Genomic DNA, 17,169 nt, shown 5'->3' with positions numbered 1-17,169 from the left:
CGCCGCCGCTCCCTCCGCGGCGCCCGCTGCGTCGGCCGCCGCCGGCGTGGCTTCGCCCGCCGCCGCCAAGATCCTGGCCGAGAAGGGCGTGGACGCCGCCAGCGTTGCCGGCTCCGGCCGCGACGGCCGCGTGACCAAGGGCGACGCCCTGGCCGCCAGCGCTCCCGCCAAGGCCGCCCCGGCCGCCGCTCCCGCCCCGACCACGCTGTCGCTGGACGGCCGTCCGGAACAGCGCGTGCCGATGAGCCGCCTGCGCGCCCGCATCGCCGAGCGCCTGCTGCAGTCGCAGCAGGAAAACGCGATCCTGACGACCTTCAACGAAGTGAACATGCAGGCCGTCATCGACCTGCGCACGAAGTACAAGGACAAGTTCGAGAAAGAGCACGGCATCAAGCTGGGCTTCATGTCGTTCTTCGTCAAGGCCGCCGTGGCCGCGCTGAAGAAGTACCCGCTGATCAATGCCTCGATCGACGGCAAGGACATCATCTACCACGGCTACTTCGACATCGGCATCGCTGTCGGCAGCCCGCGCGGCCTGGTGGTGCCGATCCTGCGCAACGCCGACCAACTGTCGATCGCCGACATCGAAAAGGCGATCGCCGACTTCGGCCGCCGCGCCGCCGACGGCAAGCTGGGCATCGAAGAAATGACCGGCGGTACGTTCTCGATCTCCAACGGCGGCGTGTTCGGTTCGATGCTGTCGACCCCGATCATCAACCCGCCGCAATCGGCCATCCTGGGCGTGCACGCCACCAAGGACCGCGCCGTGGTTGAAAACGGCCAGATCGTCATCCGCCCGATGAACTACCTGGCGCTGTCCTACGACCACCGCATCATCGACGGCCGCGAAGCCGTGCTGGGCCTGGTCGCCATGAAGGACGCCCTGGAAGATCCGCAGCGCCTGTTGCTGGACCTGTAATCTCGACGCCCCGGCCCGGCGCCCGCGCGCGGCGCCCGGCCGGCTTCCGGCCGGCCCGCAGGGCGGGGCGTGCTTTACTCAATACCTCACCGCGAGAACACTATGTCCAAACAATTTGACGTCGTCGTGATCGGCGCCGGCCCCGGCGGCTACATCGCCGCCATCCGCGCGGCCCAACTCGGCATGTCGGTGGCCTGCATCGACGCCTGGCAGAACGGCCAGGGCGGCCCGGCCCCCGGCGGCACTTGCACCAACGTCGGCTGCATCCCGTCCAAGGCGCTGCTGCAATCGTCCGAGCACTTCGAACAGGCCAACCATCACTTCGCCGAGCACGGCATCGAAGTCAAGGGCGTCAGCCTGAAGCTCGACACGCTGATCGGCCGCAAGAACACGGTGGTCAAGCAGAACAACGACGGCATCCTGTACCTGTTCAAGAAGAACAAGGTCACGTTCTTCCACGGCAAGGGCGCATTCGCCGGCCAGGTGGAAGGCGGCTGGGCCATCAAGGTCACCGGCACCGCCGAGGAAGACCTGGTGGCCAAGCACGTCGTGGTCGCGACCGGTTCGTCGGCGCGTGAACTGCCCGGCCTGCCGTTCGACGAAAAGGTCGTGCTGTCCAACGATGGCGCGCTGAACATCGGCGCCGTGCCGAAGACGCTGGGCGTGATCGGCGCCGGTGTGATCGGCCTGGAAATGGGCAGCGTGTGGCGCCGCCTGGGTTCCGACGTCACCATCCTGGAAGCGATGCCGGAATTCCTGGCCGCCGCCGACCAGCAAGTGGCCAAGGAAGCCCTGAAGGCCTTCACCAAGCAGGGCCTGAACATCCAGATGGGCGTCAAGATCGGCGAGATCAAGGCCACCGCCAAGTCGGTGACCGTGCCCTACGTCGACGCCAAGGGCGCCGAGCAGAAGCTGGTGGTCGACAAGCTGATCGTCTCGATCGGCCGCGTGCCCTACACCGGCGGCCTGAACGCCGACACCGTGGGCCTGAAGCTGGACGAACGCGGTTTCATCGCCGTGGACGGCGACTGCAAGACCAACCTGCCGAACGTCTGGGCGGTGGGTGACGTGGTGCGCGGCCCGATGCTGGCGCACAAGGCCGAGGAAGAGGGCGTGGCGGTTGCCGAGCGCATCGCCGGCCAGCACGGCCACGTCAACTTCGACACCGTGCCGTGGGTGATCTACACCTCGCCGGAAATCGCCTGGGTCGGCAAGACCGAACAGCAGCTCAAGGCCGAAGGCCGCGAGTACAAGGCCGGCAGCTTCCCGTTCCTGGCCAACGGCCGCGCCCGCGCGCTGGGCGACACCACGGGCTTCGCCAAGGTGATCGCCGATGCCAAGACCGACGAAGTCCTGGGCGTGCACATCGTGGGCCCGATGGCCTCGGAGCTGATCTCGGAAGCCGTGACCATCATGGAATTCCGCGGCGCCGCCGAAGACATCGCCCGCATCTGCCACGCGCACCCGACGCTGTCGGAAGCCGTGAAGGAAGCCGCATTGGCCGTGGACAAGCGCGCGTTGAACTTCTGATCGACGCGTAGCCGATGCAAGAGGGGGGCGGGTTCAAGGATCCGCCCTTTTTTCATTTTGCTTTACCTGCCCCTCACATGAATGTCAGCGAATACTACGAACACGCCTTGGCCGAACGCGGCTACCGGCCCGACGAAGCGCAGAAGAAGGCGATCGACCGGCTGCAGCGCTACTACGACGAATGGGTCAAGTTCAAGTCGATGCGCTCGAACGCGCTGAAAAAGCTGCTGAACCGCCCCGACGTGCCGCGCGGCGTCTACCTGTGGGGCGGGGTGGGCCGGGGCAAGAGCTTCCTGATGGACGCCTTCTACGCCACCGTGCCCGTGGTGCGCAAGACGCGCCTGCACTTCCACGAATTCATGCGCGGCGTGCACCGCGAACTGGAAGAAGTGAAGGGCATGCAGGACCCGCTGGACGAAGTGGCCAGGCGGGTGGCCAAGCGCTACCGCCTGATTTGTTTCGACGAGTTCCACGTGTCCGACGTGGCCGACGCGATGATCCTGCACCGCCTGCTGCTCAAGCTGTTCGAATACGGCACGTCGTTCGTGATGACCTCCAACTACGAGCCGTCGACGCTGTACACCGACGGCCTGCACCGCGACCGCGTGCTGCCCGCGATTGCGCTGATCCAGTCGCGCATGGACGTCATGAACGTGGATGCCGGCGTCGACTACCGCCGCCGTTCGCTGGAGCAGGTGCAGTGCTACCACACGCCGCTGGACGAACACGCCCGGCAGGCGTTGCAGAGTGCTTTCGACACGCTGGCCGACACGCCGCCCCAGGAGCCGCTGCTGCATATCGAGCACCGCGAAATCCGCGCGCTGGCGCTGGCGGGCTCGGTGGTGTGGTTCGACTTCGCCACGCTTTGCGGCGGCCCGCGTTCGCAGAACGACTACCTGGAACTGGCCAACCGCTTCCACGCGGTGATCCTGTCGGGCGTGCCCCGGATGGGGCCGCGCCAGGCGTCCGAGGCGCGCCGCTTCACCTGGCTGATCGACGTGTTCTACGACCATCGCGTCAAGCTCATCATGTCCGCCGAATGCGAGCCCGAAGAGATCTACACGGAAGGCGCGCTGGCCAACGAGTTCCACCGCACCGTCTCGCGCATCCTCGAAATGCAATCGCGCGAATACCTGGAGTCCGAGCGCCGGCTCACCGTGTCGTTGTAGTTATGCCTCATGCGGCCCGGATTTTCCGGACCGCATGCACATAGAATTAGTAATGCAAGTCATTATCAATTAAGATTTTGAGACTTCTGGTCCAGCGCCGCAGTCTCTACCGTGTCCTCCCCCTTCCTGTCTTCACCGGCCTCGTGCGCGGAGGCTTCGGCCGCGCCCGTCGATGGCCTGTACCGCGATCACCGCCCCTGGCTGTTCGGATGGCTGCGCCGCAGGCTGGGCTGCGAGCATCGCGCCGAGGACCTGGCGCAGGACGTGTTCCTGAGGGTGATCCAGGGCCGCAAGGCGGTGCGCGCCAGCGACGCGCGGGCGCTGCTGACCACGATCGCCAAGGGACTGGTGGTGGACCACCAGCGGCATGCCGCGCTGGAGCGCGCCTATCTTGCCTATCTGGCCGCGATCCCCGAGGCCTATGCGCCGTCTCCCGAGGCCCAGGCCGAACAACTGCAATCGCTGGCGGAGCTGGACCGCCTGCTGGACGGCCTGCCGCCCAAGGCGCGCTCGGCCTTCCTGCTGTCGCAACTGGACGGTCTGACCTATCCCGAGATCGCCGAGCGCCTGGGCGTTTCGCTGAGTTCTGTGCAGCAGTACATGGTGCGCGCAATGTCCGCATGCTATGCGGCGTTCTATGGATAGCGCCGGCGCGCCGCCGGACGCCGTCGTAAGCCAGGCGATCGCCTGGTGGGCCAGGCTGCAGTCGGGCGTGGCCGGCGCGGACGAGCGCCGGGAATGGGAAGCCTGGCTGGCGCAGGACCCCGCGCACCGCCAGGCCTGGGACCGCCTGCAGCGCATCGGCCGGGATGCGCGCCGGGTGCCGGCCGCGCTGGCGCATGCGGCGCTGGCCGCGCCGCGGTCGGCGGGCCGCCGGACGATTCTGCGCGGACTGCTGGCGATCTCGGGCGTGGCCGCCTCCGGCTGGGCGGGCTACCGCCATGCCCCCTGGCAGCGGCTGGCCGCGGACCTGAGCACCCGCATCGGCGAGCGGCGCGCGGTGGCGGTGGCCGACGGGCTGCACATCACTTTGAACAGCGACAGCGCGGTGCGCCTGCACCTGCGGGGCGGGGCCCGCGGCATCGATCTGCTGCGCGGCGAAATGCTGGTCCGCACCGAACCCCGCCCCGGGGTCGAAGCGCTGCGCGTGGATACCGGCTATGGCGAACTGCGCGCCGAAGCGGCGCGCTTCGACCTGAGGCGTACGGACGAGGGCGCGCGCGTGGGCGTCTATGAAGGCAGCGTCCAGTTGCTGCGCGCGGGCGCGACGACGCTGGCGGCCGCGGGCGAGCGCCTGACGTTTTCGGATAGCGGCGAAGTCGGCCGCCTGGCCGCCGATCCGGACCGGCTGGCCTGGGTCGACGGCATGGTGGTGGCCAAGGACTGGCGCCTGGACGAATTCGCGCGCTACCTGGCGCGCCAGCGGCTGGGCCTGATCCGCGTGGATCAGGCCGTGGCCGGGCTGCGGCTGTCCGGTGTATTCCCGCTGGACGACGCCGAGCGCGCCCTCAAGGCGCTGGAGCCCGCCTTGCCGATCAGCGTGACGCGGCATACGCAGTACTTGCTGTGGGTCGGACCCCGCGAGACCTGAGCGTTACAAATTTTCCGGCCTGCGTCTTGCAGGTTTTCGGATCCCGTACGGAAAGCAGGGATAGACATCACCGTACAGGGAGAGTTTCGTGTCCGTTTCATCTCACTCGCGCTTGCGCGCACCGTTGGCCGCCGGCCGCCTGGCCGTGCTGGCCGCCACCTGCGCGGGCGCGCTTGCCGCCGCCATGCCGCCGGCCCGGGCGCAAGCCGTCCCCGCCGCCGCCAACGCGCAGCGCAGCTACCAGATCCCCGCCGGCGCCCTGGCCGACGCCCTGACGCAGTTCGCGCGCAGCGCCGGCGTGATCCTGTCGTTCGATCCCGCGCTGGTGCGCGGCCGCCATTCGGAAGGCCTGGACGGCGCCTATTCGGTGGGCGCCGGATTTTCCCGCCTGCTGGCGGGCAGCGGCCTGCAGGCGCGCGCGCAATCGGGCAACGCCTGGACCCTGGTGCCGGCGTCTTCGTTCGAGGGCGGCACCACGACGCTGGCGCCCGTGACCGTATCGGGCATGTCCGACAGCGCGCTGGCGCCGACGGTGGGCTACGTGGCCAAGGCCAGCGCCAGCGCCACCAAGACCGACACGCCGCTGATCGAGACGCCGCAGTCCGTGTCCGTCGTCACCCGCGAGCAGATAACGGAGCAGGGCGCGCAGACGCTCAACCAGGTGCTGCGATACACGGCGGGCGTGGCCACGGAGACGCGCGGCGCCACGGCAACGCGCCTGGACCAGTTCAGCGTGCGCGGCTTCTCGGCCTCGACCTACCTCGACGGCTTGCGGGTGTTCGGCGGCCGCGACGCCTTGCCGCAGGTGGACGCCTATCGCCTGGAGCGCGTGGACGTGCTGAAGGGGCCGGCTTCGGTCATGTACGGCCAGGGCGGCCCCGGCGGCGTGGTGAACCAGGTCAGCAAGCGTCCGCTGGAAGAGACGCTGCGCGAGGTCGAAGTGCAGGTCGGCAACTACGATTACCGCCGCGCCAACTTCGACTTCGGCGGCCCGCTGGACGACGAGGGCAAGTATCTGTACCGCCTGGTGGGCTCGGGCTACCTGTCCGACGGCCAGGTCAAGGACACCAAGGAACGCCGGTACTTCGTGGCCCCGGCCTTCACGTGGAAGCCCAATGGCGACACCACGCTGACCGTGCTGACGAACTTCCAGCGGGATCCCGACATGGGCTCGTACGGCAGCGTCTCGTCCATGCGCACGCTGCAGTCGGCGCCGGACGGCATCCGCCTGCCGGCCGACTACTACGACGGCGACGCCAACTTCGAAGAGAGCGACCGCAAGAGCTATTCGCTGGGCTATGTGCTGGACCACCGCTTCAACGACACGTTCAAGGCCTCGCAAAGCCTGCGCTGGACACGTTCCGAAGCCCGGTACCGCAGCATCTATGGCGCGATGACGAACAACTACGGCTACACGGACAACACGTACCTGTACCAGCAGCGCGCGTCGATCGCGACCGACGTCGACGTGGGCGCGCTGACGCTCGACAACAATCTGCAGGCGCGATTCGACACGGGCGCCTTCGCCCATACCGTGCTGCTGGGCCTGGACTACCAGCACGTCAAGACCGATACGCTGTCGGGGTTCGGCACCGCGCCGGCCCTGGACGTCATGAATCCGGACAACCACCAGCACATTCCCGTGCCGGCGTTCTCGACGGATGCCACGTCCAGGCAATACCAGACCGGCCTGTACTTCCAGGACCAGATCAGGATCGACCGCCTGTCGGTGTTGCTGGGCGGACGCTACGACTGGTCGCGCACCGTCGGCGAGACCACCACGCTCGCGACCGGCCGCGTCGCGCCCTCGTCGCTGAACGCCGAAGCCTTCTCGGGCCGCATGGGCGTCATCTACAACTTCGACAACGGCGTGGCGCCGTACTTCAGCTACTCGGAGTCGTTCGAGCCGCAATCGGGCACGGGCTGGAACAACGCGCCGTTCAAGCCGATCGAGGGCAAGCAGTATGAAGTGGGCATCAAGTACCAGCCCCCGGGCAGCGCCACGATGCTGACGGCCGCCGCCTTCGACATCCGCCGCGAGAACATGACGACCACGGATCCGGATCCCACCCACGTCTGCGGGACGGCCGGCGGGCGCTGCTCCATCCAGGCGGGCGAACTGCGCACGCAGGGGATCGAACTGGAAGCCAAGACCGAACCCCTGCGCGGGCTGACGCTGGTGGCGGCGTACTCGCTGATGGACAACGAATACTCGAAGGCCTATCCCAGCGTGACGGGGTTCAACCTGAAGGGCAAGACGCCCGTGGGCGTGCCGTCGCAACAGGCTTCCGCGTGGGCGCGCTACCAGTTGCAGGAGGGCCCGCTGGCGGGCCTGGGAGTGGGCGGCGGCGTGCGCTACATCGGTTCGTCGTACGCGGACGAGGCCAACACCCTGAAGGTGCCGTCGGTCACGCTGTTCGACCTGATGCTGGACTACGACCTGGGCCGCGCGTCTCCCGCGCTGAAGGGCATGCAGGTGGCGCTGAACGTGCAGAACCTGTTCGACAAGGAATACATCGCCTCGTGCGCCGGGGACTCCTGGTGCTGGTACGGCTACCAGCGCTCGATCAAGGCCAGCCTGCGGTACCGCTGGTAGGGCGGCGGGCGGCATTTTCGTGCCCCATCGTAGTGAGAATGGTTATAATTCAGGTCCCGCCGAATCGGATCCGGCCGCGGGGGCGGATCCGGCCAGGCGCCTGGACTAAAGGAAAATCAATAATGGCATTCGCAAGGACTTTGGCCGCCATCGCCCTCCTGGGCACGGCGGGCGCCGCGCAGGCGCATTTCGTTTGGCTGGAACGCAGCGCCGAGGGTCCGGCCAAGGCGTATTTCGGCGAGTGGGCCGACGACCTGCGCGAGAAGCGCGACGGCCTGCTCGGCAAGATCATGGTTTCGCCGGTCGTGACGGGCGCCGACGGCAAAGCGCTGAAGGCGTCGGGCGAGGGCGCGGATTTCATCGAGTTCGCCACGGCGGGCAAGGGCGACGTGCGCCTGCGCCAGCCCTACCAGTTCAAGGACACCCTGGTGCAGTATGGCGCCAAGGCCGGCCGCGAAGACACCGCCGCCAAGCTGGACCTGGAACTCGTGCCGGCCGCTGCGGGAGCCAACGCCTTCGTGCTGCAATTCCAGGGCAAGCCGCTGCCCAAGACCGAAGTCACCGTGTTCGGTCCGCCGAAGTGGGAAAAGCGCTTCTGGAGCGACGAGAACGGCCGCATCGAAATCACCACGCCGTGGCCCGGCCAGTACGTGCTGGAAGCCGCCCACGTCGAAGAGAAGGCGGGCGAGGCCGACGGCAAGTCCTACGCCAAGATCCGCTACGTATCCACCCTGACCTTCAACGTGTCCAAGTGAAAGCTCCCGCTGCCGGCGCAGGCATGATGCGCTATCGTCTGGCCGTTTTTTCCCGGGTGGCGGCCGCCATCCTGGGCGGCTATGCCCTGGCCTCGGCGGCCGCGGCCTGCCTGGCCGTCTGGCTGCCCATGGGGCGGGCGGACGCCGTGACCACGGCGCAGATGTTGTCGTTCGTGTTCTACGCCTGCGGCGTGATCTGGGTCTTCGCCACGCGCAATGCGTGGCGCGCCTGGGCCGGCATCCTGGTGCCGGCCGCCGTGCTCGGCGGCCTGTTCCTGGCCGGCCGCGCGATGGGGGTGGCATGAAGGCTGGGAAAGCCAAGGCGCAGGGCGAAGAAGGCTTGCGCCAGTCCATGTCCTGGCTGCACACCTGGGCCGGCCTGATCTTCGGCTGGGTGCTGTTCGCGATGTTCCTGACCGGCACGCTGGCGTTCTTCCGGCCCGAGATCACGAGCTGGATGCAGCCGGAGATCCAGGCCCGGCCGACGCCCGCGGTGCAGGCGGTGGACCTGGCGCAGCGCTACCTGAACGAACACGCGCCGGACGCCAAGCGCTGGTTCATCACGCCGCCGTCGAACCGCGAGCCGCTGATCCAGATGCTGTACCAGGTGGCCAAGCCCAAGCCGGGCGAGCGCGGTTTCGTGCGCGTGAAGCTGGACCCCGTCAGCGGGCAGGCCGTCACCGGCCGCGAAACGCGCGGCGGCGATTTTTTCTACCGGTTCCACTTCGAACTGGAAACCGCGTTCCCGTGGGGGCGCTGGCTGGCGAGCATCGCGGGCATGTTCATGCTGGTGGCCATCATCAGCGGCATCATCACGCACAAGAAGATATTCACCGATTTCTTTACCTTCCGCCCGAAGAAGGGCGGACAGCGCGCCTGGATGGACGGGCATAACGTCTTGTCGGTGCTGGGGCTGCCGTTCCACCTGATGATCACGTTCAGCGGGCTGGTGTTGTTCATGATCATGCTGATGCCCGCCGGCATCCAGGCCGTCTATGAAAACCCGCGCCAGTACACCGACGAGGTCTTCAAGTCGTTCAAGATCACGCCGCCGCTGAACCAGCCGGCGCCGCTGGTCCAGATCGCGCCGCTGGTGGCCCAGGCCCAGGATCACTGGCAGGGCCGGGTCGGCCGCGTCACGGTCAACAACCCCGGCGACGCGGGCGCCACCGTGACCCTGGTCCGCGACGCCGCCGACGGGGTGTCGTATGGCCGGTTGGCGCCTTACATGCGCTTTGACGGCGTGACGGGCGCCTTCCAGGAAGGCGAGGACGACCTCAGCGCCACCGTGCAAACCGCCGGCGTCATCACCGGGCTGCATCTGGGGCTGTTCGCCGAACCGCTGCTGCGGTGGTTCTACTTCCTGGTCAGCCTGGCGGGCACGGGCATGGTGGGCACGGGGCTGGTCCTGTGGATCGCCAAGCGCCGCCAGAAGGCGCGGCCGGGCGACGTCCGCGAAGCATTCTCGCTGCGCCTGGTGGACGGCCTGAACGCCGGGACGATCGCGGGCGTGGTGTTCGGCGTGGCGGCCTTCTTCCTGGCCAATCGCCTGTTGCCGGCCGAGATGCCCGGCCGCCAGGTCTGGGAAGTGCGCGCGTTCTTCTCCGCCTGGGGGCTGTCGCTGGTCTACGCATTCCTTTTCCAGCGCCGCAAATGGCAGGATCTGCTGGCCATCGCCGCCGCCTCGCTCGCCTTGGTGCCGGTGGTCAACGCGTTCACCACGTCGCGCCATCTGGGGGTATCCCTGCCCGCCGGCGATTGGGTCATGGCCGGCTTCGACCTGACCTGCCTGGCCAGCGCGGCGCTGTTCGGCTGGATGGCGCGCAAGGCCGCTAGAGCCCGCAAGGCGCCGGCGAAGGCGTCCGCCAAGGCGCGCGCCGAACGCCCCGCCGCCAAGACCGTTTCCCCCCAAGTCGCGCAGGCTCCCGCGGCGCAGGCCGCTTCGAGCCACGTCGTTTATGAACCGAGAGGTGATACGCCATGACGCTCGCCGCCTTCTGCCTGGCCTACGCGGGGTTCTCCGCCTTGTGCCTGGGAATGGACCGCCACTATGAAGATCTCTTCGACCGAGCGCTGCCGCGGCGGCACCGCGTGCCGCTGCGCGTATTCGGCTGGGCCGCGCTGGCCCTGTCGCTGTGCGCCTCGGCGGCGGTCTGGGGCTGGAGCTACGGCACGGTCGAATGGATCGGCATCCTCAGCATCGCCGGCCTGCTGCTGATCTGGTTCCTGACGTTCCGGCCGCGCGCCGCGCTGACCGCCGGCGGCCTGTGCGCGCTGGCGGCGCCGCTGCTGGCTGTCCTGTAGCGGCGCGGGCGCGGCGCCCGTCCGGCACGTTACACTGGGTGTTTCCCCAAAAACGCCTCGTCGCCTCATGAATACCCGCGTCCTCACCGGCATCACCACTTCTGGAACTCCCCACCTCGGCAACTACGCGGGCGCGATCCGTCCGGCCGTCCAGGCCAGCGCGCAGCCCGGCGTGGACGCATTCTTCTTCATGGCGGACTACCATGCGCTGATCAAGTGCGACGATCCGGCCCGCGTGGCGCGTTCCCGCCTTGAAATCGCCGCCACCTGGCTGGCGGTCGGGCTGGACCACGAACGCGTGACGTTCTACCGCCAGTCGGACATCCCCGAGATTCCCGAGCTGACCTGGATGCTGAATTGCGTCACGGCCAAGGGCCTGATGAACCGGGCGCACGCGTACAAGGCGGCGGTGGACCAGAACGAGGCGAAGGGCGTGGAACCGGACGACGGCGTCACGATGGGCCTGTTCTCGTATCCGGTGCTGATGGCCGCGGACATCGTGATGTTCAACGCGAACAAGGTGCCGGTGGGCCGCGACCAGATCCAGCACCTGGAGATGGCGCGCGACATCGCCCAGCGCTTCAACCATCTCTACGGCCGCGATTACTTCACGCTGCCGGAAGTGGTGATCGAGGAAGACGTGGCGACGCTGCCGGGCCTGGACGGCCGCAAAATGTCCAAGAGCTATAACAACACGATCCCGCTGTTCGAGGGCGGCGCAAGCGCGCTGCGCGCGTCGGTGATGCGCATCGTGACCGATTCGCGCCAGCCGGGCGAACCGAAGGACGCCGAGAACTCGCACCTGTACACGATCTACCGCGCGTTCGCCACGCAGGAGCAGTCCGCGGCGTTCCGCAAGCAACTGGAAGACGGGCTGGGCTGGGGCGATGCCAAGCAGGCGCTCTACGACCACCTGGAAAACCTGCTGGCCCCCATGCGCGAAAAGTATTTCGACCTGATGGCCAATCCCGGCCGCATCGAAGACATCCTGCAGGCGGGCGCCGCCAAGGCCCGCAAGCTGTCCGTGCCGTTCATGCACGAGCTGCGCCAGGCCGTGGGCCTGCGCAACCTCGAGGCCGCGTCCGCGGGCGGCAAGGGCGCGCCGGCCAAGAAAGAAAAGGGCAAGGGCGCGCGCTTCGTCAGCTTCCGCGACGAAGACGGCGGCTTCCGCTTCCGCCTGCTGGCCGCCGACGGCGAGGAACTGCTGCTGTCGCAGCGTTTCGCCGACCCGAAAGAGGCCGGCGCCCTGATGCGCCGCCTGCAATCGGAACCGGCGGACTCGGTGCTGCAGGCCGACGGGCAAGGCTATGCGGCGGTGATCGACGGCGTGGCCGTGGCGGCCGCGCCGGCGGGCGCGCAGGCCGAACCGGGGGCCCTGCTGGCGCGCGCGCGCGAAGCGCTGGCCTCGCTGTCCCAGGAATAGGCGGACGGCCGGGCGCGGCGCAGGCGCCCGAAAAAAAAGGCCCGGCGCGTATGAAGCGCCGGGCCTTTTTGTCGTTTGGAGCCGCCCCCGTGCCAGGGGAGGGGCCAGCGCTCAGCGCTTGAGCTTGGCGAAGGCGTCCGCCATGGCGCTGTTCATCGCGCCCGCGCCGCCGCCCGCATTGCCGCGGCCGCCATCGCCCTGGGCGCGGCGGTTGGAGCGGTCGCCGCCCTTGGGGGCGTCGCCGCTGCGGCGGGCGGGAGCCGCGGTGTCGTTCAGGCGCATGGTCAGCGCGACGCGCTTGCGGGCGGCGTCCACTTCCAGCACCTTCACGCTGACCGTCTGGCCCACGCGCACGACGTCGCGCGGATCCTTCACGAACTTCTCGGCCAGGGCCGAAATGTGGACCAGGCCGTCCTGGTGCACGCCGATGTCGACGAACGCGCCGAAGTTGGCCACGTTGGTCACCACGCCTTCCAGCACCATGCCCGGGTACAGGTCGTTCAGGGTTTCGACGCCTTCCTTGAACTGCGCCGTCTTGAATTCGGGGCGCGGATCGCGGCCGGGCTTTTCCAGTTCAGCGAAGATGTCGCGCACCGTGGGCAGGCCGAAGCGCTCGTCGGTGAAGTCGGACGGCGAGACGCCCTTGAGCGCGTCGCGCTGGCCGATGATCTGCTTCACTTCGGCCTTGATCTTGGCGACGATGCGCTCGACCACCGGGTAGGCTTCCGGGTGGACGGACGACGCATCCAGCGGGTTGTCGCCGTTGGGAATGCGCAGGAAGCCGGCGGCCTGCTCGAACGCCTTGTCGCCGAAGCGCGGCACCTTGCGCAGGATGTCGCGGGTGGGGAAGGCGCCGTTCTCGTCGCGCCAGGCCACGATGTTCTTGGCCAGCAGCGAGTTCAGGCCGGACACGCGGGCCAGCAGCGCGGCGGACGCGGTGTTCACGTCCACGCCCACGGCGTTCACGCAGTCCTCGACCACGGCGTCCAGCGAGCGCGCCAGCTCGCGCTGGTTGACGTCGTGCTGGTACTGGCCCACGCCGATGGCCTTGGGATCGATCTTGACCAGTTCGGCCAGCGGATCCTGCAGGCGGCGCGCGATGGACACGGCGCCGCGCAGGGTCACGTCCAGGTCGGGGAATTCCAGCGCGGCGGTTTCCGACGCGGAATACACGGAGGCGCCCGCTTCCGAGACCACCACGCGGGTGACCTTGAGATCGGGGAAGCGTTCCATCATGTCGCCCACCAGCTTTTCGCTTTCGCGCGAGGCGGTGCCGTTGCCGATGGCGATCAGGTCGACCTTGTGGCGCGCGACAAGCGCGGCCAGGGTGTTGATCGTGCCTTCGCGGTCGCGGCGCGGTTCGAATGGGTAGACGGTGGTGGTGTCCACGACCTTGCCGGTCACGTCGATGACGGCGACCTTGCAGCCGGTGCGGATGCCGGGATCCAGGCCCAGCACGGCCTTGGGGCCGGCCGGCGCGGCCAGCAGCAGGTCTTTCAGGTTGGCCGCGAACACGCGGATGGCTTCGGCTTCGCCGCTTTCGCGCAGGCGGCCGATCAGTTCGCTTTCGAACGCCGTCAGCAGCTTGACGCGCCAGGTCCAGCGGCAGACCTCGCCGAGCCAGCGCGCGCGCGGCGTGGCGTCCAGCGCGAACAGGCCGTTGCCCAGCTTCAGGAAGCCGGCGATGCGGGCCACGCAGGGGTGCGGAAGCTGCGCTTCCAGTTCGGCTTCCAGGCCCAGGCGCAATTCCAGCACGCCTTGCTGGCGGCCGCGCAGCAGCGCCAGGATGCGGTGCGAGGGCAGGGTGCGCAGCGGTTCGTTAAAGTCGAACCAGTCGCGGAAATTGGCGCCTTCGGCTTCCTTGCCCTCGACCATTTTGGAGTAGAGCAGGCCGGTGGACCACAGGTGTTCGCGCAGGTTGGCCAGCAGGTCGGCATTTTCCGCGTAGCGTTCGGCCAGGATGTCGCGCGCGCCGTCGAGCGCGGCCTTGGCGTCGTTGATGGACGCTTCGGGGTTCAGGTACTGGGCGGCCAGCGCGGCGGGATCGCAGGCCGTATCGGCCAGGATGGCGTCGGCCAGCGGTTCCAGGCCGGCTTCGCGGGCGATCTGGGCGCGGGTGCGGCGCTTGGGCTTGTACGGCGCGTACAGGTCTTCCAGGCGCTGCTTGGTATCGGCGGCGCCGATTTCCTGCTGCAGTTCGGGCGTGAGCTTGCCCTGCTGCGAAATGGATTCGAGGATGGCCCCGCGGCGCTCTTCGAGCTCTCGCAGATACCCCAGGCGCACTTCGAGGTTGCGCAGCACGGTATCGTCCAGGCCGCCGGTGGCTTCCTTGCGGTAGCGGGCGATGAAGGGCACGGTGGCGCCGTCGTCCAGCAGTTCTACCGCCGCGGCGATCTGGGAGGCGCGCGCTTCGAGCTCGGTGGCAAGCTGCGCGACGATGCGGGCGTTGTCGACGCCGGCGGCGACGTTCGTGATAGCGGAAGTTTCAGACATCTCTATACGACGACAAAAAGGGAAAACAAGGGGCGGATTGTGCCATAAGCGGCTGTTACAAAACGTGCCAGGGCGGACCGATACGTCTCTCTTGCGGCTGGCCGATGGCGGCTTTGCGGCGCGCGGGAGGCCGGGCAGCGGTATCATTTGGTCCTTTCCCACATAAGTGTCTGGCGCCCGAACCGTAACCGGCACCGGTTCACCGTTGACTCCGACCGACACTAGGCTGCCGTGATGCTGGACCTGGATATTTCCGAATTCTTCGACGAGGACGGGCCGCTGGCCACGGCCTTGCCTGGCTACAAGCCGCGACCCGCGCAAGTGGAGCTGTCCCAGGCCATCGGCCAGGCCATCCAGGACCGCGCCACGCTAGTGGCCGAGGCCGGCACCGGCATCGGCAAGACCTGGGCCTATCTTGTACCCGCCTTCATCCAGGGCGGCAAGGTGCTGATTTCCACCGGCACCCGCACCTTGCAGGACCAGCTTTTCGCCCGCGACCTCCCGCGCGTGCGCGCCGCGCTGGCCGCGCCGGTGACCGCCGCGCTGCTCAAGGGCCGCGGCAACTACGTCTGCCACTATCACCTGGACCGCCTGCAGGGCGACGAGCGCGCCTTGAAGTCGCGCAGCGAGATCCAGCAGTTGCGCCAGATCCAGGTGTTCGCCGGCATTTCCAAGACGGGCGACCGCGGCGATCTCGCGCAGGTGCCGGAAGACGCCGAGATCTGGCAGCGCGTGACCTCCACCCGCGAGAACTGCCTGGGGCAGGAATGCCCGCGCATCCGCGACTGCTTCGTCGTGAAGGCCCGCCGGCAGGCCCAGGAGGCCGACGTGGTGGTCGTCAACCACGCCCTGTTCATGGCCGACCTGGTGCTGCGCGAAGAAGGCGTCACCGATCTGCTGCCGGAAGCGGATACCGTGATCTTCGACGAAGCGCACCAGCTTCCCGACACCGCCACGCGCTTCCTGGGCAGCAGCGTGTCCACGCACCAGTTGATGGACTTCGGCCGCGCGCTGGAAGTCGCCGGCCTGGCCTATGCGCGCGAAGCGGCCAAATGGAGCGACGTCAGCCGCCACCTGGAGACGGCCGCGCGCGAGCTGCGGCTGGTCTGTGCGCCGCTGGACAGGATGCCGGGCCGCAAGGCCACCTTCGAGGCCATTCCCAATCCCGAGGAGTTCGACGAGGCCCTGGGGGCGCTGCGCGAGGCCGTGGACGGCGCGGCGCAGGCCCTGGCCGCGGTCTCCGAGAAACATCCCGACCTGATGGCCGCCGCGCGCAGCGGCGCGGAGATTTCGGCGCGCCTCAAGCGCTGGGCCACGCCGGGCCGGGGCGGCGTGGGGCGGGACGACGAAGGCTGGGGCCGCGACGACCAGGCGCCCGAATCCGCGGCGCAGTCCGCGCTGGGAGACGGCCTGCCCACGCCGGCCGCCATCCTGGCGGGCGCCGCCGCGGCGGAGCAATGGTCCGGGCCGGCGGTGCGCTGGGTCGAGCACGGGCAGCACCACGTGCGGCTGCATTCGGCGCCGCTGTCGGTGGCCCAGGCCTTCTCCAAGTACCGCAAGCCGGGCCAGGCCTGGATCATGACCTCGGCCACGCTGTCGGTGAACGGCGAATTCACGCACTTCACCAGCCAACTGGGGCTGGACAGCGCGCGCACCGGCAAATGGGAATCGCCGTTCAACTATCCGGAGCAGGCCCTGCTGTTCGTGCCGCGCGGCATGCCCGAGCCCCAGTCGCCGCAGTTCCTCGAGCGCTTCGTGCGGACGCTGATGCCGCTGCTGGAGGCAAGCCCGGGCGGGACGCTGGTGCTGTGCACGACGCTGCGCGCGGTGGACAGGGTCGCGAACCTGCTGGCCGACGAATTCGACGACGCCGGCCACGAATGGCCTTTGCTCAAGCAGGGGGACGGCACGCGCCGCGATCTGCTCGAGCGTTTCTGCCGGCTGGAGCATCCCGTGCTGGTGGGCAGCGCCAGCTTCTGGGAAGGCATCGACCTGCCCGGCGACGTGCTGACCCTGGTGGCGATCGACAAGCTGCCGTTCGCGCCGCCCGACGACCCCGTCATCGAGGCGCGCCTGCGGGCCTGCCGGTCGCAGGGCGGCAATCCGTTCTCGGAGTACCAGTTGCCCGAGGCGGCGATCTCGCTCAAGCAGGGCGCGGGCCGGCTGATCCGCACGGAATCGGATTGGGGCGTGCTCATGGTGGGCGACGGGCGGCTGGTCGAGAAGCCTTACGGCAAGCGCCTGTGGCGGGGGTTGCCGCCTTTCGCGCGGACCCGGGAAATTGAGGAAGTGCTGGCGTTCTACCGCCGCAAGGGCGAGGGCGGCGAAGCATAGCTGGTGCGCGGTTTCGCGCCGCGCGGCGGTAGCCCAAGGCAAAAAAAAGCTCCCC

13 protein-coding genes are annotated in these 17,169 nt (G+C 68.5%); 12 read left to right on the top strand and 1 reads right to left on the bottom strand.

The annotated features are described in order from the left end of the window. From odhB to AVE30378_RS23180, 11 genes are all read left to right on the top strand, one after another. Window positions 1-919 (top strand): 2-oxoglutarate dehydrogenase complex dihydrolipoyllysine-residue succinyltransferase (odhB, locus tag AVE30378_RS23230; protein ID WP_129243901.1); only part of this gene is annotated, 919 nt, incomplete at its 5' end. Between the two features lie 102 nt (window positions 920-1,021). Continuing rightward, entirely contained in the window at window positions 1,022-2,449 is a 1,428-nt protein-coding gene (gene lpdA / locus AVE30378_RS23225) for a dihydrolipoyl dehydrogenase (protein WP_129243898.1), read from the top strand. A gap of 77 nt (window positions 2,450-2,526) precedes the next feature. Continuing rightward, entirely contained in the window at window positions 2,527-3,618 is a 1,092-nt protein-coding gene (gene zapE, locus AVE30378_RS23220; RefSeq protein ID WP_129243894.1) for a cell division protein ZapE, read from the top strand. A gap of 111 nt (window positions 3,619-3,729) precedes the next feature. Beyond that, window positions 3,730-4,263, top strand: coding sequence for a sigma-70 family RNA polymerase sigma factor (locus AVE30378_RS23215; protein ID WP_129243891.1), 534 nt, complete (start codon window positions 3,730-3,732; stop codon window positions 4,261-4,263). Continuing rightward, window positions 4,256-5,209: a FecR domain-containing protein gene (locus AVE30378_RS23210; RefSeq protein ID WP_244235123.1), complete on the top strand. Its 954-nt coding sequence runs from the start codon at window positions 4,256-4,258 to the stop codon at window positions 5,207-5,209. Before AVE30378_RS23215 ends, AVE30378_RS23210 begins: the two co-directional genes overlap by 8 nt. Window positions 5,210-5,393: 184 nt before the next feature. Then, the gene (locus AVE30378_RS23205) at window positions 5,394-7,805 is read left to right on the top strand and encodes a TonB-dependent siderophore receptor (RefSeq protein ID WP_129243909.1); all 2,412 of its coding nucleotides are present in this window, start codon (window positions 5,394-5,396) and stop codon (window positions 7,803-7,805) included. Between the two features lie 122 nt (window positions 7,806-7,927). Beyond that, window positions 7,928-8,560, top strand: a complete 633-nt coding sequence (locus AVE30378_RS23200) for a DUF4198 domain-containing protein (protein WP_129243886.1) — start codon at window positions 7,928-7,930, stop codon at window positions 8,558-8,560. Between the two features lie 23 nt (window positions 8,561-8,583). Beyond that, window positions 8,584-8,865: a DUF3649 domain-containing protein gene (locus tag AVE30378_RS23195; protein ID WP_129243883.1), complete on the top strand. Its 282-nt coding sequence runs from the start codon at window positions 8,584-8,586 to the stop codon at window positions 8,863-8,865. Further along, window positions 8,862-10,544 (top strand): PepSY-associated TM helix domain-containing protein, encoded by a 1,683-nt coding sequence (locus AVE30378_RS23190; RefSeq protein WP_129243880.1) that lies wholly within the window; start codon window positions 8,862-8,864, stop codon window positions 10,542-10,544. Before AVE30378_RS23195 ends, AVE30378_RS23190 begins: the two co-directional genes overlap by 4 nt. Then, window positions 10,541-10,864, top strand: coding sequence for a DUF3325 domain-containing protein (locus AVE30378_RS23185; RefSeq protein ID WP_129243878.1), 324 nt, complete (start codon window positions 10,541-10,543; stop codon window positions 10,862-10,864). The genes AVE30378_RS23190 and AVE30378_RS23185 overlap by 4 nt, the downstream gene beginning before the upstream one ends. A gap of 67 nt (window positions 10,865-10,931) precedes the next feature. Then, window positions 10,932-12,287, top strand: a complete 1,356-nt coding sequence (locus AVE30378_RS23180; RefSeq protein WP_129243875.1) for a tryptophan--tRNA ligase — start codon at window positions 10,932-10,934, stop codon at window positions 12,285-12,287. A gap of 111 nt (window positions 12,288-12,398) precedes the next feature. On the opposite strand, the gene tex is transcribed toward AVE30378_RS23180, so the two are convergent. Continuing rightward, window positions 12,399-14,780 carry an RNA-binding transcriptional accessory protein Tex gene (tex, locus tag AVE30378_RS23175; protein WP_129243873.1) on the bottom strand — a complete coding sequence of 794 codons (2,382 nt, stop codon included), beginning with the start codon at window positions 14,778-14,780 and terminating at the stop codon, window positions 12,399-12,401. Between the two features lie 234 nt (window positions 14,781-15,014). On the opposite strand from tex, the gene yoaA reads away from it, so the two are divergent. After that, on the top strand, window positions 15,015-17,114 hold the full coding sequence (gene yoaA / locus AVE30378_RS23170) for a DNA repair helicase YoaA (RefSeq protein WP_129243870.1): 2,100 nt from the start codon (window positions 15,015-15,017) through the stop codon (window positions 17,112-17,114). Window positions 17,115-17,169 lie beyond the last annotated feature (55 nt).

The organism is Achromobacter veterisilvae (genome assembly GCF_900496975.1).
Classification (GTDB): Bacteria; Pseudomonadota; Gammaproteobacteria; order Burkholderiales; family Burkholderiaceae_B; genus Achromobacter; species Achromobacter veterisilvae.
Note: the sequence above shows the minus strand (reverse complement) of the source record. Positions and strands in the feature narration are given on the sequence as shown.